Raw genomic sequence first — 19,255 nt, forward strand, 5'->3', positions numbered from 1 at the left:
CGGGCGTCTGTAGTTTTACTACAAAATGACGTCGGGATCAGCCCCCTGAAATACTCTTTAGTAGTAAAACTACAGATCAGCGGCGCTGGCATTTTCCTGAGAAAGGCATCTGCGAGGCTCTGAATCGCGCGGTTTCACTGTGTTGCTGTGAAGGAAACTTCAATGAGTCTGCCATCGCTGGTTGCATTGCCGCCCTCGCTTCTGCCTTTTGTCAGTCGTGCCGAAGAGTCGTTCCTCGCTGCTGCCGGCAGCCTGTCGGATGCCATTGCGGCACGTTGCCGCGCCTGGCTGGTGGAGCAGCGCGAGGCGTTTGGCCGGGTCTGTGCGGCGAGCGACTTCGTCAGCGAACAGGTTAGTCGAGATCCGCAGATGCTGCTGCAGCTGGCCGAGCTGGGCTGGCTGGACAGATCGCTCGCGCCGGTCGAGATGCGTGACGCCCTGAGCGAGCAGGTCGCCGCGTGCGATAACGAGGACGCCCTGGCGCTGACCCTCCGGCGCTTTCGCACGCGCCAGCAGGTGCGGATCATCTGGCGCGACCTGACCCGTCAGGCCGAGCTTGCCGAAACCTGTCGCGACCTCTCCGATCTCGCCGACGCGTCGGTCGATCTGGCCTATCACTGGCTGTACACACGCCATTGCGAGCAGTTCGGCGTACCCACCGGGCGTCGCAGCGGCAACCCGCAACACATGGTCATCCTTGGCATGGGCAAGCTGGGCGCCCATGAGCTGAATCTGTCCTCGGACATCGACCTGATCTTCGGGTATCCCGAGGGGGGCGAAACCGTGGGCGCCAAGCGCTCGCTGGACAATCAGGAGTTCTTCGTCCGGCTCGGTCAGCGGCTGATCAAGTCGCTGGACGCCATCACCGTCGATGGCTTCGTCTTCCGCGTCGATATGCGCCTGCGCCCGTACGGTTCGTCCGGTCCGCTGGTCTACAGCTTCAACGCGCTGGAACAGTACTACCAGGACCAGGGGCGTGACTGGGAGCGCTACGCGATGATCAAGGCGCGTGTCATCGGTGGCGACCAGCAGGCCGGCAAGGAGCTGCTGGAAATGCTGCGGCCGTTCGTCTATCGGCGCTACCTTGATTTCTCCGCCATCGAAGCGTTGCGCACCATGAAGCAGCTGATCCAGCAGGAAGTGCGGCGCAAGGGCATGGCTTCGAATATCAAGCTGGGTGCCGGCGGCATCCGCGAGGTGGAGTTCATCGCCCAGGCGTTTCAGCTGATTCACGGCGGGCGCGATCTCAGCCTGCAACAGCGGCCGTTGCTCAAGGTGCTGGCTACCCTGGAAGGTCAGGGCTATCTGCCGGGTGCAGCGGTGACGGAGCTGCGCGAAGGCTATGAGTTTCTGCGCTATACCGAGCATGCGCTGCAGGCCATCGCCGATCGCCAGACGCAGATGCTGCCGGAGACTGAAGTCGACTGCGCGCGGGTCGCCTTCATGCTCGGTTTCGACAGCTGGCAGGCCTTCCACGAGCAGCTGTTGCACTGGCGTGGGCGTATCGACTGGCATTTTCACCAGGTTATCGCCGACCCGGACGAGGACGAGAATGCCGAAGGCGAGGCGCTGGTCGGCGGCGAGTGGCTGCCGCTGTGGGAGCAGGACTGGGACGAGGAGTTTGCCTGTCGACAGCTTTCCGAAGCCGGGTTCCGTGATGGTCAGGTTGCCTGTCAGCGCCTCGCCGCGCTGCGCAATGCCAGTCAGGTCAGGACCATGCAGCGTCTCGGCCGTGAGCGACTGGACGCCTTCATTCCTCGTCTGCTGGCGCAGGCTGTCGAGCAGGACGACCCTGATCTGGTGCTCGAGCGCGTGCTGCCATTGGTCGAGGCGGTGGCCCGGCGTTCGGCCTATCTCGTATTGCTGACCGAAAATCCCAGCGCGCTGCAGCGCTTGCTCGAACTCTGCGCGGCCAGCCCGTGGGTCGCCGAGCAGATCGCGCGGTTCCCGTTGCTGCTCGACGAATTGCTCAACGCCGGTCGTTTGTATAGCCCGCCGCTGGCGCCGGAGCTGGCTGCCGAGTTGCGTGAGCGGCTGATGCGTATTCCCGAGGATGACCTTGAGCAGCAGATGGAGGCGCTGCGTCATTTCAAGCTGGCGCATCGCCTGCGCGTCGCAGCCTCGGAGATCGCAGGGACGCTGCCGTTGATGAAGGTCAGTGACTACCTGACCTGGCTGGCGGAGGCCATTCTGCAGGAAGTGCTGACCCTGGCCTGGCGCCACACTGTCGCGCGTCATGGTCAGCCGCGGCGCAGCGACGGCACGCTGTGCGATCCGGCCTTCGTCATCGTCGGTTACGGCAAGGTCGGCGGGATCGAGCTCGGTCACGGTTCTGACCTGGACCTGGTGTTCATCCATGACGGCGACCCTGCCGCCGAGACCAATGGCGCCAAGCCCATCGACACCGCGCAGTTCTTTACCCGTCTCGGTCAGCGCATCATTCATCTGCTGACCACCCAGACCACCTCCGGCCAGCTGTACGAGGTGGACATGCGCCTGCGTCCGTCCGGCGCTTCCGGGCTGCTAGTCAGCTCCCTCGGCGCCTTCGAGCGCTACCAGGGTCAGGAAGCCTGGACCTGGGAGCACCAGGCGCTGGTGCGTGCGCGGGTACTGGTTGGCTGTCCGCAGCTGACCGCCGACTTCGAACGGGTGCGCGCCGGTGTGCTCGGTCGTGAGCGTGATCTGGATGCGCTGCGTCGCGAAGTCAGCGACATGCGCGCGAAGATGCGCGACAACCTCGGGACCCGCGCGACACATGCGGGGACTGCCGAGCAAGCCTTCGACGGCGCGGCCGAGTTCAATCTCAAGCAGGACGCCGGTGGTATCGTGGATATCGAATTTATGGTGCAATACGCGGCTTTGGCGTGGTCGCACCAGCATCCCGAACTGCTGCGCTATACCGATAACATCCGCATTCTCGATGGGTTGGAGCAGGCCGGGTTGATGACCGGCGATGAGGTTCGGCTGCTGCAGGATGCCTACAAGGCCTACCGCGCCGCAGCGCACCGGCAATCACTGCAGAAGCAGCCCGGAGTGGTGAGTGGGGATCAATTCCACGACGAGCGCCGCGCTGTCATGCGTATCTGGCGTGAGTTGGGCCTAAGCTGAGCCCCTCGTCGGGCTACTGGCAAATTCGAATTCTGAGGAGCTGGCAACGATGTCGATGGCCGATCGTGATGGCGTCATCTGGTATGACGGCGAACTGGTGCAGTGGCGTGATGCGACCACCCATGTGCTGACCCATACCCTGCACTACGGCATGGGCGTATTCGAAGGCGTACGCGCCTACAACACCCCGGACGGCACGGCGATCTTCCGCCTGCAGGCGCACACCGACCGCCTGTTCGATTCGGCACACATCATGAACATGCCGATGCCGTACTCGAAGGAAGAGATCAACGAAGCGACCCGCGCCGCAGTGCGCGAGAACAACCTGGAAAGCGCCTACATCCGCCCGATGGTGTTCTACGGAAGCGAAGGCATGGGCCTGCGCGCCAGCGGCCTGAAAGTGCACGTGATCGTCGCCGCCTGGCACTGGGGCGCCTACATGGGTGACGAAGCGCTGGAACTGGGCATCAAGGTGCGCACCAGCTCCTTCACCCGTCACCACGTCAACATCACCATGACCCGCGCCAAGTCCAACGGTGCCTACATCAACTCGATGCTGGCCCTGCAGGAAGCCATTTCCGGTGGCGCTGACGAAGCGTTGATGCTGGATCCTGAAGGCTACGTGGCCGAAGGTTCGGGCGAGAACATCTTCATCATCAAGGATGGCGTGATCTACACCCCGGAAGTGACCGCCTGCCTGAATGGCATCACGCGCGGCACCGTGCTGACCCTGGCCGCCGAGCACGGCCTGAAGGTGGTCGAGAAGCGCATCACCCGCGACGAGGTGTACATCGCCGACGAAGCCTTCTTCACCGGTACCGCAGCCGAAGTCACGCCGATCCGCGAAGTGGACGGCCGCGCCATCGGTATCGGCCGTCGCGGCCCGATCACCGAGAAGCTGCAGAAAGCCTACTTCGATCTGGTCACCGGCAAGACTGATGCCCACGCCGAATGGCGGACCCTGGTCAAGTAAGCCTGGCGCTGGAAGCTGGCAACGCAACTCGCTTGCCGGCCACGCTTCCAGCCCCTCAGCTTATGGCTTAGAGCTTATGAACATACTGATCGTAGGACCCAGCTGGGTTGGCGACATGGTGATGGCGCAGACGCTGTTCGTCTGCCTGAAACAGCGCCATCCCGACTGCCAGATCGACGTGCTGGCGCCCGAGTGGAGCCGGCCGATTCTCGAACGCATGCCCGAAGTGCGCCAGGCACTGAGCTTTCCGGTCGGGCACGGCGTGCTCGACATGGCGACCCGGCGCAAGGTTGCGCAGAGCCTGCGCGGTCAGTACCAGCAGGCGATCCTGCTGCCCAACTCCCTGAAGTCGGCGCTGGTGCCGTTGTTCGCCGGTATTCCCAAGCGTACGGGCTGGCGCGGCGAGATGCGCTTCGGCCTGCTTAACGACATGCGCAAGCTCGACAAGCAGCGCTACCCGTTGATGATCGAGCGCTTCATGGCGCTGGCCTTCGAGCCGGGCGCCGAGCTGCCCAAGCCGTACCCCAATCCCTCGCTGCGTATCGACACCGCGACTCGCGACGCCGCCCTGGCACGTTTCGGCCTGAGTCTGGACCGGCCGGTGCTGGCGCTGTGCCCCGGTGCCGAGTTCGGCGAATCCAAGCGCTGGCCGGCCGAGCACTTCGGCAAAGTCGCCGAGCTGAAGATTCGCGAGGGTTGGCAGGTCTGGCTGTTCGGCTCGAAAAACGACCACCCGGTGGGCGAGGACATCCTCGCGCGATTGATTCCTGGGTTGCGCGAAGAGGCGGTGAACCTGGCCGGCGAGACCAGCCTGGCCGAGGCTATCGATCTGCTCTCCTGCGCTGACGCAGTGGTGTCCAACGACTCCGGGCTGATGCACGTGTCAGCCGCGCTGGGCCGGCCTCTGGCTGCAGTCTATGGCTCGACGTCACCGGCCTTCACCCCGCCGCTTTCCGAGCAGGTCGAGGTTGTGCGGCTGGGTCTCGACTGCAGCCCCTGTTTTGAACGCACCTGCCGCTTCGGCCACAACAACTGCATGCGCGAGCTGAAGCCGCGCGCGGTGATCGAGGCGCTGGATCGCCTGGCCCCGCAGTCAGTTGAGGTGCGCTGATTGAAGGTCCTGCTGGTCAAGACCTCGTCGTTGGGCGATGTCGTGCATACCCTGCCGGCTCTGACCGATGCGCAGCGGGCGCTGCCTGGCATCCAGTTCGACTGGGTCGTGGAGGAGGGCTTCGCCGAGATCCCGGCCTGGCATCCAGCGGTGGCGCAGGTGATTCCGGTGGCGATTCGTCGCTGGCGCAAACATCCGATCGATACCCTGCGCAGCGGCGAGTGGCGCCGCTTCAAGGCTCGTCTGCGCGAAGGTCGTTACGACCTGGTGATCGACGCCCAGGGCTTGCTCAAGAGCGCCTGGCTGACCCGCTACGTCAAGGCGCCGGTCGCCGGGTTGGACCACGATTCGGCCCGCGAGCCGCTGGCGACACGCTTCTATGATCGGTGCTATGCCGTGCCGCGCGAGCAGCATGCGCTGGAGCGGGTGCGTCAGCTGTTCGCTCAGGCGCTCGGTTACCCGCTGCCGCAGGATGTTGCCGACTACGGCCTGAATCGCGAGCAGATGGCCGCGCCCAGCGATCAGCCGTATCTGCTGTTTCTGCACGGCACCACTTGGCCGAGCAAGCACTGGCCGGAAACCTACTGGCGCGAACTGGCCGAACGCATGAGCGATTTCGGCTGGGCGATCCGCCTGCCATGGGGCAATGCCGAAGAGAAGGCGCGCGCCGAGCGTATCGTCAGCGGCGTGGCCAACGCAGCGGTGCTGCCGAAGCTGAATCTGGCCGGCGTTGCACGGGTCATCGCTGGTGCGCGGGCTTGCGTCGCAGTGGATACTGGCCTCGGCCATCTGGCCGCGGCGCTGGATGTGCCGAGCATTTCGCTTTATGGTCCGACCCTGCCCGGGCGGGTCGGCGCCTATGGGCGCTCGCAGGTGCACCTGTGCGCCGGCGGGCCGAACGCCGGTCGCGGTGATCGCCACAAGCCCTGTTTCGACGATCTGCGTCCCGAGCGCGTCGTCACCGAACTGAAAGCCCTGCTGCGGGCCCCGGAGTCCGTCTGATGCAACTGGCCTTCATTCTCTACAAGTACTTCCCTTTTGGTGGACTACAGCGCGATTTCATGCGCATTGCCCTCGAATGCCAGGGTCGCGGCCACACGATCCGCGTCTATGCGATGATCTGGGAAGGTGACGTGCCCGAAGGCTTCGAGGTGCTGATCGCGCCGGTCAAGGCGCTGTTCAACCACACCCGCAACGAGCGCTTCACCGCCTGGGTCGAGGCCGATCTGGCGCGGCGGCCGGTGGACCGGGTGATCGGCTTCAACAAGATGCCGGGACTCGACGTGTATTACGCCGCCGACCCCTGCTTCGAGGACAAGGCGCAGACCCTGCGCAATCCGATCTACCGCCGCTGGGCTCGCTACAAGCACTTCGCCGAGTACGAGCGCGCGGTGTTTGCGCCCGAGGCGAAGACCGAAATCCTGATGATCTCCGAGGTACAGCAGCCGCTGTTCGTCAAACACTACGGCACGCCCGCCGAACGCTTTCACCTATTGCCGCCGGGCATCGCCCAGGATCGCCGCGCGCCGGCCAATGCCGCGCAAATCCGTACCGAGTTTCGCGAGGAATTCGAGGTGCGGCCCGAGGAGCTGCTGCTGGTGCAGATCGGTTCCGGTTTCAAGACCAAGGGTCTGGACCGCAGCCTCAAGGCGCTCGCCGCATTGCCGCGCGAACTGAGTCAGCGCACCCGGCTGCTGGTGATCGGCCAGGACGATCCCAAGCCGTTCAAGCTGCAGGCCAAGACGCTGGGCGTTTCCGGCATGGTCGAATTCCTCAAGGGGCGCAGCGATATACCGCGGTTCCTGCTGGGCGCCGATCTGCTGATCCACCCAGCCTACAACGAGAACACCGGTACCGTACTGCTGGAAGCGCTGGTCGCCGGGCTGCCGGTGCTGGTCACCGATGTATGTGGCTATGCGCACTACATTACCGACGCCGACTGCGGTCGCGTGGTACCCAGCCCCTTCGAGCAGCAGGTGCTCGACCAGATGCTGGTGCAGATGCTGGCCGATGATCAGCAGCGCGCGGTCTGGAGTCGCAATGCGCTGACGTTCGCCGACACGGCGGACCTTTATTCGATGCCGCAGAAGGCGGCAGACGTGATTCTCGGGGCAAGCGCATGAGCGCTGCAGCTCGGTCAGCGCCCTGCCGATTGGCGGAGGCTCCATGCGCCTGATGCTATTGGAGCCGTTCAAAAGCCTCTGGCACGGCGAGGACCCGTTCGTCGAAGTCGAGCGTCTCGACGGGCAGGTGTACCGCGAGCTGGAGGGGCGACGCACGCTGCGTACAGAAGTCGAAGGGCAGGGCTACTTCGTCAAGATTCATCGCGGTATCGGTTGGGGCGAGATCGCCAAGAACCTGCTTACCGCCAAGGCGCCCGTTCTCGGTGCTGGCCAGGAATGGCGAGCGATCCAGCGGTTGCACGAAGTGGGTGTGCCGACCATGACCGCGGTGGCTTACGGCGAGCGCGGAGCCAATCCGGCCAGCCAGCATTCGTTCATCATCACCGAAGAACTGGCCCCGACCGTCAGCCTCGAGGACTTCACGGCCAACTGGCTGGAACAGCCACCGGCACCGTCGCTCAAGCGCGCCCTTATCGCCGAAGTCGCCCGCATGGCCGGCACCATGCATCGCGCCGGCGTCAATCATCGCGATTTCTACATCTGCCACTTTCTGCTGCATACCGACAAACCGGTGATAGCAAGTGATTTCCGCCTGTCGCTGATCGACTTGCACCGTGCCCAGACCCGAGCGCAGACACCGCGCCGCTGGCGCGACAAGGATCTGGCCGGGCTGTACTTCTCGGCGCTGGGCATTGGCCTGACGCGCGGCGATAGGCTGCGCTTTCTGCGCGGCTATTTTCAGCGGCCCTTGCGCGACATCCTGCACGACGAGGCGCGTCTGCTCGCCTGGCTGCAGCGCAAGGCCGAGCGGCTATCCAGTCGCTATGCGCGCAGGTACGCACCGGGCGCACAGGCGTGAGTGGCTGGCAGCTCGCGACCGGCATGCCCGTCGAGGCAGCCTCGGCGTTCGCCGATCTGCCGACGGTGTTCGCGCTGACCGGCGAGGCGATTGCCCGCGATCCGTTATCCGAAGTGATTCGCGTCGAATGCGGCGGTTTGCGCTATTACGTCAAACGTTATTGGGCTGCCGGCAAAGGGCTGCGGCGCTTTCTCGGGCGGCCGCGGGTCAAGGCCGAATGGCAGAACCTGCGGCACTTTGCGCGCTGGGGTATTCCTGTCGCGCCGGTGGTGGCGTGGGGCATGGAGCGTCGCGGCGGCGTATTCCTGCGCGGGGCGCTGATCACGCTGGAGGTGCCCAATACCGTCGACATGGCGGCAATGGCGACGAACAACGACCCCCGTCTTGGCGATCCCCACTGGGTCGCGCGTATCAGTCGCCAACTGGCGCACGCCACCCGCACCCTGCATGACCATCATTTCGCCCACAACGACCTGAAATGGCGCAACCTGCTGATCAATGAGGACGGCGAGCTGTTCCTGATCGACTGCCCCTCGGGCAACTTCTGGTGGGGGCCTTTCCTGCGGCGGCGCATCATCAAGGATCTGGCCTGCCTGGACAAAGTGGCCAAGTACCATTTGAGTCGCACCCAGCGCCTGCGCTTCTACCTGCAGTACCAGCGGCGTGGGCGGCTGATACCGACTGATCGAGCGCTGATCGCGCAGGTGCTGGAGTATTTCGAGGGGCGCGAATGAACGAGTTTTTTTCTGTCGCTGATCGGCCCCTGCTCAAGGCGCACGGCCTGGCCAGCTTCGATGCACTCTGGGCCGTGCAGCTCGAATCGGTCGATATGCCCAATACCGGTCGCGGCGGCTGGAGTAGCGTGTTTCGCCTGGAGTTGGGCGATACGGCCTATTACCTGAAGCGACAGAGCAACTACCTGACCCACAGCCTGCGCCATCCGTTCGGCGAGCTGACCGTTGCTTGCGAATTTCGCAATATCCAGCGGTGTCGGAGTGATGCGACTAACGACCCCAGGCTGGAGATGATAGCCGGCCGCCAGCAGTGCAGGATGGCAAGCATATGGTACTGACGGATCTCACCCGTGGCGGCCGCTCGCCAACATTACCTCTGACACTCCTGCTGCCGGCCGGCGAACTGCGCATGCTGCAGTGGCTGCGTGTACTGCCGGGGCAGCGATATGTAGGTCGGGCCGAATGGCAGGGGCGTACTGTGCTGGCCAAGCTGCTGGTCGGCGCTAAGGCCGAGCGCCATTTTCAGCGCGAGCGCCAAGGTGCTCGCTTATTGGCCGAGCAGGGCATGATCACTCCGGCGTTGCTCGCTGAGGGCTTCGAGGCCGGGCAGGGTGGCTGGCTGCTCTTCGACTTCCTGGTCGGCGCCGAAAGTCTGGAGCAGGCCTGGCGGGCAGTGGAGCACGAACCGCCGTTGTCCGATCTCCAGCAGATGGTGCTGGGGGAAGCACTGGGCGCCATCGCGCAACTACACGCGCGCGGCCTGTGGCAGGATGATCTCCACCTAGACAATCTGCTGCGACATGATGGCCATCTCTTCATCATCGATGGCGGCGGCATTCAGGCGCAGACTCCGGGCCAGCCGCTGGCACGCGATAAGGTACTGGCTAACCTCGGCGTGTTCTTCGCGCAGCTGCCGGCTGGTCTGGAGCCGTACATCGAAGAACTGCTGGTGCACTACATCTTGGTCAACGGCGAGCATGCCCTGCCGTTGGAGGCTCTGCTGCGGGAGATCGCAGGCGTACGTCGCTGGCGACTGCGCGACTATCTCGGCAAGCTTGGCCGCGACTGCTCGCTGTTCAGCGCAAGGCGCAGCCTGAGTGAGCTACGCATCGTTCGTCGCAGCGAGGCGACTGTACTGGAGAGTCTGCTGGACGCGCCGGATATGGCGCTCGAGTCGGGACGTGCAATGAAGCGGGGCGGCAGTGCCAGCGTGGCGCTGATCGAGACAGCCGGCCGGCCGCTGGTCATCAAGCGCTACAACATAAAGGGCCTGGGCCACTGGCTGCGTCGCTGCTGGCGGCCCAGTCGTGCCTGGCACAGCTGGGTCGAGGGAAATCGCCTGGATTTTCTTGGCATCGCCACGCCACGACCGCTGGCCATGCTGGAGCGCCGTTGGCTGGGCCTGCGCCAACGCAGCTATCTGATTACCGAATACAGCGGCGGCGAGGATATAATTGCGCGTTTTCAGCCATACCTCGCCGGTTCGCCGCCCGAAATCGAGTTGCTGGCGCTTGATCAGTTGTTCGCCGCGCTACGTCGCGAGCGCATCAGCCACGGTGATCTTAAGGGCACCAACCTGCTCTGGAATCAGGGGCGCTGGACGCTGATCGATCTGGATGCTGCGCAGCAGCACCGCAGCGAGGCGGGCTTCAGTCGCGCCTATACGCGTGATCGCGCACGTTTTCTGCGCAACTGGCCGTCAGATTCTGCGCTGCATCGGCTACTGGCCGAACGAATACCGAAGGACAGCTTGGAGCCCGATGCTTGAAGCTGGAAGAACACGCTCTGCGGAGCTGAACTAAACATCCGCTGTTGCTTCAAGCCTCCGGCTTCAGGCGTTCAGCTCGCTTTTCAAGAGGCTTTCATCCGTGGCATTGACGATTCTCGGCCTTTCCGGCGCCCTCAGCCATGATCCTTCCGCTGCCCTCTACATCGACGGCAAGCTCATCGCTGCTGCCGAGGAGGAGCGCTTCGTGCGCGACAAGCACGCGAAGAACCGCATGCCCTACGAGTCCGCCAAGTTCTGCATGGAGCAGGCCGGCATCAAGCCGAGCGACGTCGACGTGGTGGCGATTCCCTTTGCGCCCATCAGCATTTTCGAGAAAGCCCGCTGGCACTATGCCAAGCGCTACTGGTACGCCCCGGACCGCGCGCTCGACGCCATTCTCATGGGCAACCGTCGCTATTATCGCTACAAGAAGCGCATCCAGTGGTGCCTGCAGCAGCTTGGCTTCGATCTGAAAAAGGTCAAGCTGCAGCCGGTCGAGCACCACCTGGCCCACGCCTCCAGTGCCTACCACTGCTCCGGCTTCACCGAGAAGACCGCGATCATGGGCATCGACGGCAAGGGTGAGTACGCCACGACGTTCTTCGGCTGGGGCGAGAACGGCAGGATCCACAAGATCAAGGAATTCTACGATCCGGATTCGCTGGGCGGCCTGTACGGAGCGATCACCGAGTACCTCGGCTTCGAGATGCTCGATGGCGAATTCAAAGTCATGGGCATGGCGCCCTACGGCGACGCGGCCAAGTACGATTTCTCTCGCCTGGCGAAATTCGAGAACGGCGAGCTGATCATCAATACCGATTACGCCAACGTTATCGGTTTCCGGCGCTACAAGGAAAACGGCAAGGGCTACTACTTCTCGCCCAAGCTGATCGACTGGCTCGGTCCCAAGCGCGAAGGCGACATCGCCGACGATCCATACATCCACTACGCCGCCAGTATGCAGGCGCTGTTCGAGAAGCTGGCGTTGGAGATGATGGACTACTACTTGGGCGACATCATCCGCGAAACCGGCAAGATCGCTTTCGCCGGCGGCTGCGCACTGAACGTCAAGCTCAACCAGAAGATCATTGCCCGCGAAGAGGTCAAGGAACTGTTCGTCCAGCCCGCCTCAGGCGACGCTGGTACTGCGGTCGGTGCTGCTGCCTACATCTCCCATCAGCGCGGCGTGCCGGTGGAAAAGATGGAGCACGTCTATCTCGGTCCGAGCTTCAGCAACGAGGACGTCATCGCGGCCTGCGCGCGCCACCCTAACAAGCCCGCGTGGCAGAAGATCGACAACGTGCCCGAGCGCATTGCCAAGATCATGGTCGACGGCAATCCGGTCGCCTGGTTTCAGGGCCGCATGGAATTTGGCCCGCGCGCCCTCGGCGGTCGCTCCATAATCGGCTGTCCCAGCGTGCCGGGCGTGGCCGACCGGATCAACGAGCAAATCAAGTTTCGCGAACGCTGGCGGCCGTTCTGCCCGTCGATGCTCGACACAGTCGCGCCGCAGATGCTCAAGGTCGACCACCCGAGCCCGTTCATGACCTTTACCTTCGAAGTCAACGAAGGCTGGAAAGAGCGCGTCGGCGAAGTCGTCCACGAGGACGGCACCTCTCGCGCCCAAGTGCTCAAGCGCGAATACAATCCGCGCTGGTACGACCTGATGCTCGAGCTGGAAAAGCTCACCGGCAACGGCGTGTCTTTGAATACATCTCTCAATCGCCGCGGCGAACCGATGATCTGCTCGCCGACCGATGCGCTGAATATGTTCTTTGGGTCGGATCTGCAGTATCTGATCATGGAGGATGTGTTGGTGGTGAAGGATGGGATGAGCCGGCATGAGCCCAGCTGAGCGGTGGGTGCTGCAGCTCTGTCATGGCTATGACGGCCCTTTTCTCGATTGCGCACGACAGTACGCGGTGCTTTTTGCCGGCACGCAATACAAGGTCTGCACGGTTTATTTGACGGGGGCGCCGAGTGAAGAGGTAGTGCAAGGCTCGGCTTCCGATGACGTCGTGTTTCTTGGCTATGATAGCCGGCATGTGCGGGGCCTCAAGCTCGGTGCCATACGCAAATTGCGTAAGATAGTTGCGGGTCGCAATTTCCGATTGTGCATCGCCCATCGCTTCAAGCCCATCTACATCGCGCTGCTAGCGACCAGACTGCCGGTGATCGGCGTGCACCACGCCTTCGGCGTTTATAACCGGCCCATGCGGCGCTGGTTCGTCAATCATTTTCGTGCGCGCTTGTTGCTACTCGGCGTTTCCAATGCGGTGCGTGACGAGATGCGTGCCGACCTCCCCGGCTGGGAAAGCACGCGCGTTGAAACTCTTTACAATCGCATCGACGTCGCCGCCGTGCAGACCGAGCAGATTTCTCGCCTCGGCGCCCGCACAGCGCTGCAACTGCCGCTGGATGCCTGGGTGGTTGGCAATGCCGGTCGCTTGCACCCAGATAAGGATCAGGCCACCTTGATCCGAGGATTCGCTCAGGCACTGCCACGACTGCCCGTCGGTAGCCTGCTTGCGATAATGGGTAGCGGTCAGCTGGAAGCGCCGCTTCGCCAACTGGCCGAGAGTCTGGGGATCGCCGATCAGGTGCGGTTTCTCGGGCATGTGCGGCACGGCAGGCGCTACTTCAAAGCGTTTGATCTCTTTGTATTGACCTCAGACCACGAGCCATTCGGCATGGTGTTGCTAGAAGCCATCGCGGCGAAGGTGCCGGTGGTCTGCACCGATTGCGGTGGTGGGCGTGAAGTGGTCGAGGGCGTCGGAAAGCTGTTTCCGTTGGGAGACAGCGCTGCTTTAGCCACCGAGTTGGTGAAAGCTGCACAACTGGATCCCGGTTCGGCTCAATCGGCAGCCTCGACCCTTGAGCATCTCACCGAACGTTTTTCCGATGCGCGTGCGCAGCGTGATTTCAATACAATTCTGTCGAAAGCGTTTTTCACGGATGATTCAGTGCGGCATGTTCATTTTTACGTTGAATAATTCATGAGAATAGCAGTCGCATTTTTTGGTATTCCTCGCAACAGTTCTATCTGCTTCCCGTCTATTGAGCAGAACATCTATCAGCGCCTGCCCGGTAATGCACAGGTGCGGTCGTACTATCACCTTTACGAGCCCCAGTCGGTCAATAATCCGAGGTCTGGAGAGAATGGCTTCATCGGTGAGTCCAATTATCTGCCTTTTGCTCGTATGGAAGGGCGTCTTGAGGCGGCTGGCGCCTGTCTGAAATGCTGGGATTTCGACGAGATCAAGAAGCACGGCGATGTATGGCGGGACGACTTCAAGTCCGTTTCCAATCTGATACATCAATTGAACTCTCTGCATGCGGTAACTGCGCTGGTCGATGGATTTGAGTCTGACGTCGTGCTTTTCGTACGTCCCGACCTGCTCTATCACGACACCTTGCCCAGGTTCGTGCTTAACGCCTGTGCAGCGGATAGCCGCGCGGTCTTCATCCCTCATTGGCAATGGTGGAATGGTCTGAATGATCGTTTTGCTGTTTGTGGTCGGGACGTATATGGCGCTTACGGTCGTCGTGCAGAACTTATGATCCCTTTCTGTCTGCAGGAGCAGCGAGGTCTGCATGCTGAGCGGTTGCTGCGCTTCTCCCTGGCGGAGTCCGGCGCTTTGGTACGCACACTTGATGTGCGGGCATCCCGGGTTAGATTGAATGGGGAGTTGGTCGAAGAATCTTTCTCATCCAAACATTCCATGGGGCGTCGGGAAAATCGTTTCATGCTGCCGATGGCGCGCCTGCGCTCGCAGTTCGACAAACTACGGTATCGGCAGGGCGGTATGCTTGGCTGATTTAGGGAATATCGTCCAATGTTGAAAGTTCTGCTACTTGTGCAAAAAGAGCAGCGCGTCATGCTTGACCGCTTGTATGAAAGTATTGCGTATAATTGCGAGTGTGATACGCGGTGGCTGAGTCGTGACGAGCAGGCCAATTTGAAGCGCTACTTCTCCGAGAGCGTAAACCCGCAGCAGTATGACCGCATTGTATTGTTCTTACGCTTCAAGCAGGAGATTCGGCAGGTTGGGTTTATTCGCAGCGTGCCAAATCTGGTGATACTTGAGCACGACGCTTATCAAAACTATATCGCCTGCAAGTACACGGGAAAGTTCAGCGCACATTATCGGCGTTTGCCGTGGGTGCGTGTGATCAGCTCCGGTTACATGGTCAGCGAGCGGCTTCGCCAGGAAGGCTTCGATACAGTCTTCGTGCCCAAGGGGTACGACCAGGCATTGCTGCGCGATCTGGGGCGGGAGCGAGATATCGAACTGGCCTTCGTTGGCAGCACCAAAAGCGGCGCCTATAGCGAGCGCAAGGCGTTGCTCGATGAGCTGGCAAAAGTTGAGGATCTGGTCGTTACGCGCACCAATTCTGGTGAAGACTATTGCAATACCCTCAATCGCATTCGCTTCTTCGTCAGTGCCGACGTCGGCATGGGCGAATACATGATCAAGAACTTCGAGGCTATGGCCTGTGGTTGTGTATTGCTGGCGTGGGATCAGGGCGAAGCAGAAAACAAGGCGCTGGGTTTCATCGATATGGAAAACCTTGTGCTTTACCGCAATGTCGATGAGCTGCGAAGCAAGTTGGCGATGCTGCGTTCCGATCTCGACCTAGCGGCGCGCATTGCTTCGGCGGGTAGGGCCTTGGCGGAGCGGGAATACAGCTTCTCGCGCATCGGACAGCGCATCGTCCAGGCCTTGGATAGGCCGCTACGCGATCATCCGCCGATGGGCCTGTTGGATCGGCTGCGCTTGTACTGGAGGTTTAAGTGAATCCATCACGTATTCGTTTGCTGATTCCCTATTTCGGCCGGTGGCCGTTCTGGATGCCGTTTTTCCTGCGGAGCTGTAAGCGGAACGCGGGCATCGACTGGCTCTTCTTCAGCGATTGTGGAGTGCCGGATGACCTTCCGGATAACGTACGGATCGTGCCGATTTCGTTTGCCGATTACTGTCAATTGGTCAGCGAGCGCCTGGGTATCTCCTTCAAGCCGGACAATCCTTACAAGCTCTGCGATATCAAGCCTGCGCTAGGTCATATCCACGCCGACCATTTGGATGGCTTCGATTTCTGGGGTTTCAGCGATATCGATCTCATATACGGCGACCTGCGCGGCTATTTTTCCGAGGATCGGCTCGCCCGATACGATCTGCTGTCCACCCACGCGCGTCGCGTTTCAGGACATCTGTGTTTGCTGCGTAATAACGAGCGTATGCGCCAGGCGTTCATGTGCGTTCCTGGCTGGCAGGCTTGTTTCGAAGACCCCAGGCACCATGCGTTCGACGAAGCGGCATTCAGCCGATTGTTCATTCGACGAAAAAACTGGCCCGAGGCGCTTCGGCGGGTGGCTGATCACTTCAATCCGTGGCGTCGATGCAGCGAGTTCAACGAGGCGTTCAGTACTCCGCACGCTCGGGTTCCATGGCTTAGCGGTAGCTTCGATTTTCCCGATTGCTGGGTCTGGAACGATGGGCGGCTGACCAACAACCGCGATGGCGCTCGAGACTTCCCCTATTTCCATTTTATAACCTGGAAGAACGCCAAATGGTCAGGCTGTACCCTCGAGTCACTGGTGCAGCCTGAAAATCTTGCCGCTCAGCAATCGTGGTGCGTTACAGAACAAGGGTTTCGGGCTTTAGACGGGCTGGCTGTTATCGGACGGAGAACGAGTACCGATGGCTCGCTTTAACCCCAGAGTGCTCATGCTGGAGCATTCGGCTTGAGTATCCTTAGTATTTTGTGGTCTTCCGGCAAGGCGCATACCTCCATTCATCGAGTGCATGAGGAGATTCTTTCCCTAGTGGCTGATGAAAGAGAAAAAATGCACACTTGGATGCTGATGGGGCGCGAGGCTGCGCGGAACTCTGATTGCGGGCAAATGCTGCATTGGCGGCTGAGCTCGAGGGCGCTCAAAGGTCGGGGCATCTGGAAACTATCGCAGTGGTGGTTGCAGCGGCACCTTGCCCGCGAGATCGAGCGGCTCAATCCGAAAGTGTTGTTGCTCGATGGCATTGGCGTGGCTCGGTTGATCATTCCGGTGGTGGCGAGATTGCACCTTAAGTCCCGGGTCATCGTCGTGTTCCACGGGCAAAGCCGCATGCGTCGGAGCGATCCGAAGTTGTTCGACGCGATTGCTGCGCATCGTCTGAGGCTGGTCGCGGTGTCCGAGGCGCTCGCCGAATCTCTGGGCGCGAAGCTGGGTAGAGCGGTGTTCGCTGCACGAACAGCGATAAACCCGCATTCGTTCAAGCAGGAACTGATTTCTCGCGACGAAGCCAGGGGCAGACTGGGCCTTGATAGCGCAAGCATTGTCCTGGGCACGGTTGGGCGGCTGGTCGAGGAAAAGGGCTTTCTGCCCATGCTCGATGTGCTGAGTGAGTTGTCACGCGTGCGGACAAACATCCACCTGGTGCTCGTGGGCGAAGGGAGGCAACGACCGGAACTGGAGTCACGTATCCGACGCCTGAGCCTAGGCCGAATGGTTACGCTGGCGGGATATCGACAGGACGCTGCGCAGCTATATAAAGCGTTCGATGTGATGTTGATTCCGTCCCGCAGTGAAGGGTTGGGTTTGGTTTTGCAAGAAGCGGTGATGGCGGATGTGCCGGTCGTTGCCAGCGATCTGCCAGTCTTCGTCGAGCAGTTGGGGGTCAAGGGCATTTACGTCTCGCCGAACGATGTGTCCGGCTGGGTCACCGCCATTGAGCATGTGCTCGATTCGGATCGGCGATCGCTCGCCGTCGAGCAGGGGAATCACCTAGCATCGGAGCAGGCCTGGAAACGGTTCCGCAAGAGTTACGTTGAGCTGCTGGCCGATGACTCGGGAACGGTCAGCGCATCGCAGAACTGCGAAAACGGAAAGGCGTTCTGAAATTTTTCACGTTCGAGATATCGTTTGAAGTGCGCCAGATTACGTCGAATCATATGGTTCGGTAGAGATCGGCCCAGGAAACGCATATCGGCGATATCGATCAGCCCCAGCGAACCTTGCGGAGTAAGGACAATATTTCCCAAGTGCAGCGAGCGGAAATAAATACCCTTGCGATGCAGCTCGCGTACGAATCCAATCAGCTTGGGCAGGATTGTTGACCAACTGAAGCCAGGCTGCGTTGCAAGTTGACTTAGCGAGCTGCCCAGCAGCGGGGCATAAAGCACCGCGTCCGCCGATTTATCCGACAGTTCGTATATTGCCCGCACCTTTAGCGTAGCGATATCCAGGGCTTGGAGGCGTTCGGCGTTCTTGACGAATCGACGCGAATAAGGCCGCAGCAATGCCGAGGAAAGCCAGCGCTTTCGACGAAAGAATTTTAGAAATAGACCGCTCTCAAGCTGCAGGACCTTGGGACCCAGACCATCCGCTTCGAGAATTGCCGCATTATGGGTGAGTTGTTGCAAGTCTCGCTGGCATAATTGGCTTACATGCATGGTTGGCCTTAAGCAGTGTGCGAACGTCGGGACAAGGCGCGCATTCTAACATCGCTGGTGCTGGCGCATTCGCCGTTTTCCGAAGGGGTAGTATGGATAGCCGTCGTTTAGGGTTGACCTGGCTAACGCTGGGGTTGGTGTGGTTCCTGCTGGGCATAACCTGGATTTCGACGACTAAATTTTACCAACAAGGCTTGATCGTGTTTTTCTGGCTGCCGGCCATGTGGGCTTGTTGGTCCTGTCGTACGGTGCTGCTCGACCTCTGGCGCAAGGAAAAGTCGCTGCTGACAGCATTGGTCGCGCTGGTTGCGTGGGCTGCCGTTAGCTCGTTCTGGAGCGCCGCCGAGGAGCCTGCGCGCGAAGTCAAACGGCTGATATACGTGGTGCTTTTTTTGCTGGGCCTGGTATGCCTCATGCGACAGCCACGACGCGTCGTTTCGGTGTTGCAGTGGGCTGGTTTGGGACTGGCGCTTGCAGCGCTGGTAGCGCTGGTTCAGCGTTATGGGATCGAGGCGAAGCCTTGGGCCTGGCGGATGCAGGGTTATGGCCTGCTAGACCATCCGATTATCGGTGGATACGTGTTCGGTATAGCGCTGATTTGGTGGTTCTGTTTGCCACCCAGCCGCGCCATGCTGCGCATTGTGTGGGCGCTTGGTTTGTTGGCGCTGTTCACTTTTGTCGTGATGACGCAGAGCCGTGGCGTATGGGTTGCTCTGCTGGCGACTATCTTGCTGATGCCTGCTTGGCGGAGCGGCCGTGCCGACTTGTTCGTTGCGTTCCTGCTGCTGGTCGTGGCTGCGTTGGGGTACTGGTTGTTCGGCAGTTATGTTGTCGCCAGGGGCACCTCCTACCGCCCTGAAATATTCGCTGCAAGTCTCGCGATGATCGGAGATCGGCCTTGGTTAGGTTTGGGGTTGGGCAGCGATTATCAGGTCGGAGCCCTGGGGCGCATATTCGACCACACTCACAACCTGTTTACTCATGCTGCGGTAGAGCTTGGCTTGCCCGGACTCATTTTATGGCTGGCAGTTTGGCTGCGTTGCTTCGTCATCGCTGTGCGTGAGCGAGCCACCGTTCTCGGCGGCGCATTGTTGGGCATGTGGTTTTTCAGCACCTTTGCGTTGTTG

Annotated in this window: 15 protein-coding genes and 2 pseudogenes; 16 read left to right on the top strand and 1 reads right to left on the bottom strand. The window is 61.1% G+C overall.

The window, feature by feature from the left end; genetic code table 11:
• The first annotated feature begins 162 nt into the window (after nt 1-162).
• From glnE to RT582_RS12950, 15 genes and pseudogenes are all read left to right on the top strand, one after another.
• Nucleotides 163-3,108 carry a bifunctional [glutamate--ammonia ligase]-adenylyl-L-tyrosine phosphorylase/[glutamate--ammonia-ligase] adenylyltransferase gene (gene glnE, locus RT582_RS12880; RefSeq protein WP_313477681.1) on the top strand — a complete coding sequence of 982 codons (2,946 nt, stop codon included), beginning with the start codon at nt 163-165 and terminating at the stop codon, nt 3,106-3,108.
• Nucleotides 3,109-3,157: 49 nt separating this feature from the next.
• Nucleotides 3,158-4,081, top strand: coding sequence for a branched-chain-amino-acid transaminase (gene ilvE, locus RT582_RS12885; RefSeq protein WP_003301609.1), 924 nt, complete (start codon nt 3,158-3,160; stop codon nt 4,079-4,081).
• A 76-nt stretch (nt 4,082-4,157) separates the two neighbouring features.
• Complete coding sequence (waaF, locus tag RT582_RS12890) at nt 4,158-5,192, top strand: lipopolysaccharide heptosyltransferase II (RefSeq protein ID WP_003301610.1); 1,035 nt, start codon at nt 4,158-4,160, stop codon at nt 5,190-5,192.
• Nucleotides 5,193-6,194, top strand: coding sequence for a lipopolysaccharide heptosyltransferase I (waaC, locus tag RT582_RS12895; RefSeq protein ID WP_003301611.1), 1,002 nt, complete (start codon nt 5,193-5,195; stop codon nt 6,192-6,194).
• On the top strand, nt 6,194-7,315 hold the full coding sequence (locus RT582_RS12900) for a glycosyltransferase family 4 protein (protein WP_003301613.1): 1,122 nt from the start codon (nt 6,194-6,196) through the stop codon (nt 7,313-7,315). Before waaC ends, RT582_RS12900 begins: the two co-directional genes overlap by 1 nt.
• A 43-nt stretch (nt 7,316-7,358) precedes the next feature.
• A complete protein-coding gene (rfaP, locus tag RT582_RS12905) occupies nt 7,359-8,174 on the top strand; it encodes a lipopolysaccharide core heptose(I) kinase RfaP (protein WP_003301615.1) in 816 nt (271 codons plus the stop codon).
• On the top strand, nt 8,171-8,908 hold the full coding sequence (locus RT582_RS12910) for a lipopolysaccharide kinase InaA family protein (RefSeq protein ID WP_003301617.1): 738 nt from the start codon (nt 8,171-8,173) through the stop codon (nt 8,906-8,908). Before rfaP ends, RT582_RS12910 begins: the two co-directional genes overlap by 4 nt.
• Nucleotides 8,905-9,171: pseudogene (locus RT582_RS12915) on the top strand (lipopolysaccharide kinase InaA family protein); the annotation flags it as partial. The gene RT582_RS12910 and the pseudogene RT582_RS12915, both read left to right, overlap by 4 nt.
• A 65-nt stretch (nt 9,172-9,236) precedes the next feature.
• The gene (locus RT582_RS12920) at nt 9,237-10,676 is read left to right on the top strand and encodes a lipopolysaccharide kinase InaA family protein (protein WP_003301619.1); all 1,440 of its coding nucleotides are present in this window, start codon (nt 9,237-9,239) and stop codon (nt 10,674-10,676) included.
• Between the two features lie 100 nt (nt 10,677-10,776).
• Complete coding sequence (locus RT582_RS12925; RefSeq protein ID WP_003301621.1) at nt 10,777-12,531, top strand: carbamoyltransferase family protein; 1,755 nt, start codon at nt 10,777-10,779, stop codon at nt 12,529-12,531.
• Nucleotides 12,518-13,669, top strand: a complete 1,152-nt coding sequence (locus tag RT582_RS12930) for a glycosyltransferase (RefSeq protein WP_234174556.1) — start codon at nt 12,518-12,520, stop codon at nt 13,667-13,669. Before RT582_RS12925 ends, RT582_RS12930 begins: the two co-directional genes overlap by 14 nt.
• Before the next feature lie 3 nt (nt 13,670-13,672).
• The gene (locus RT582_RS12935) at nt 13,673-14,494 is read left to right on the top strand and encodes a hypothetical protein (protein WP_003301624.1); all 822 of its coding nucleotides are present in this window, start codon (nt 13,673-13,675) and stop codon (nt 14,492-14,494) included.
• A 21-nt stretch (nt 14,495-14,515) separates the two neighbouring features.
• Nucleotides 14,516-15,475, top strand: coding sequence for a glycosyltransferase family protein (locus RT582_RS12940; RefSeq protein WP_036999401.1), 960 nt, complete (start codon nt 14,516-14,518; stop codon nt 15,473-15,475).
• 53 nt (nt 15,476-15,528) lie between these two features.
• Nucleotides 15,529-16,392, top strand: coding sequence for a DUF6625 family protein (locus RT582_RS12945; protein ID WP_045666816.1), 864 nt, complete (start codon nt 15,529-15,531; stop codon nt 16,390-16,392).
• Nucleotides 16,393-16,422: 30 nt separating this feature from the next.
• Nucleotides 16,423-17,574: a glycosyltransferase gene (locus RT582_RS12950; protein ID WP_044313848.1), complete on the top strand. Its 1,152-nt coding sequence runs from the start codon at nt 16,423-16,425 to the stop codon at nt 17,572-17,574.
• On the opposite strand, the gene RT582_RS12955 is transcribed toward RT582_RS12950, so the two are convergent.
• Complete coding sequence (locus RT582_RS12955; RefSeq protein ID WP_003301632.1) at nt 17,499-18,128, bottom strand: hypothetical protein; 630 nt, start codon at nt 18,126-18,128, stop codon at nt 17,499-17,501. The genes RT582_RS12950 and RT582_RS12955 overlap by 76 nt on opposite strands.
• A 629-nt stretch (nt 18,129-18,757) precedes the next feature.
• Between RT582_RS12955 and RT582_RS12960 the strand changes: the two are divergent.
• Nucleotides 18,758-19,141, top strand: a pseudogene (locus RT582_RS12960) (O-antigen ligase family protein); the annotation flags it as partial.
• Between the last annotated feature and the right edge of the window lie 114 nt (nt 19,142-19,255).

The sequence above is a fragment of the Stutzerimonas kunmingensis genome, assembly GCF_032106285.1.
Lineage (GTDB): Bacteria > Pseudomonadota > Gammaproteobacteria > Pseudomonadales > Pseudomonadaceae > Stutzerimonas > Stutzerimonas kunmingensis_B.

Excerpts from the sequence above, each read along its gene's own strand:
- RT582_RS12900 (WP_003301613.1), top strand. The coding sequence starts at position 6,194 with ATGCAACTGGCCTTCATTCTCTACAAGTACTTCCCTTTTGGTGGACTA.
- RT582_RS12920 (WP_003301619.1), top strand. The coding sequence starts at position 9,237 with ATGGTACTGACGGATCTCACCCGTGGCGGCCGCTCGCCAACATTACCT.
- RT582_RS12930 (WP_234174556.1), top strand. The coding sequence starts at position 12,518 with ATGAGCCCAGCTGAGCGGTGGGTGCTGCAGCTCTGTCATGGCTATGAC.
- RT582_RS12955 (WP_003301632.1), bottom strand. The coding sequence starts at position 18,128 with ATGCATGTAAGCCAATTATGCCAGCGAGACTTGCAACAACTCACCCAT.
- rfaP (WP_003301615.1), top strand. The coding sequence starts at position 7,359 with ATGCGCCTGATGCTATTGGAGCCGTTCAAAAGCCTCTGGCACGGCGAG.
- RT582_RS12935 (WP_003301624.1), top strand. The coding sequence starts at position 13,673 with ATGAGAATAGCAGTCGCATTTTTTGGTATTCCTCGCAACAGTTCTATC.
- glnE (WP_313477681.1), top strand. The coding sequence starts at position 163 with ATGAGTCTGCCATCGCTGGTTGCATTGCCGCCCTCGCTTCTGCCTTTT.
- waaF (WP_003301610.1), top strand. The coding sequence starts at position 4,158 with ATGAACATACTGATCGTAGGACCCAGCTGGGTTGGCGACATGGTGATG.
- ilvE (WP_003301609.1), top strand. The coding sequence starts at position 3,158 with ATGTCGATGGCCGATCGTGATGGCGTCATCTGGTATGACGGCGAACTG.
- RT582_RS12945 (WP_045666816.1), top strand. The coding sequence starts at position 15,529 with ATGCCGTTTTTCCTGCGGAGCTGTAAGCGGAACGCGGGCATCGACTGG.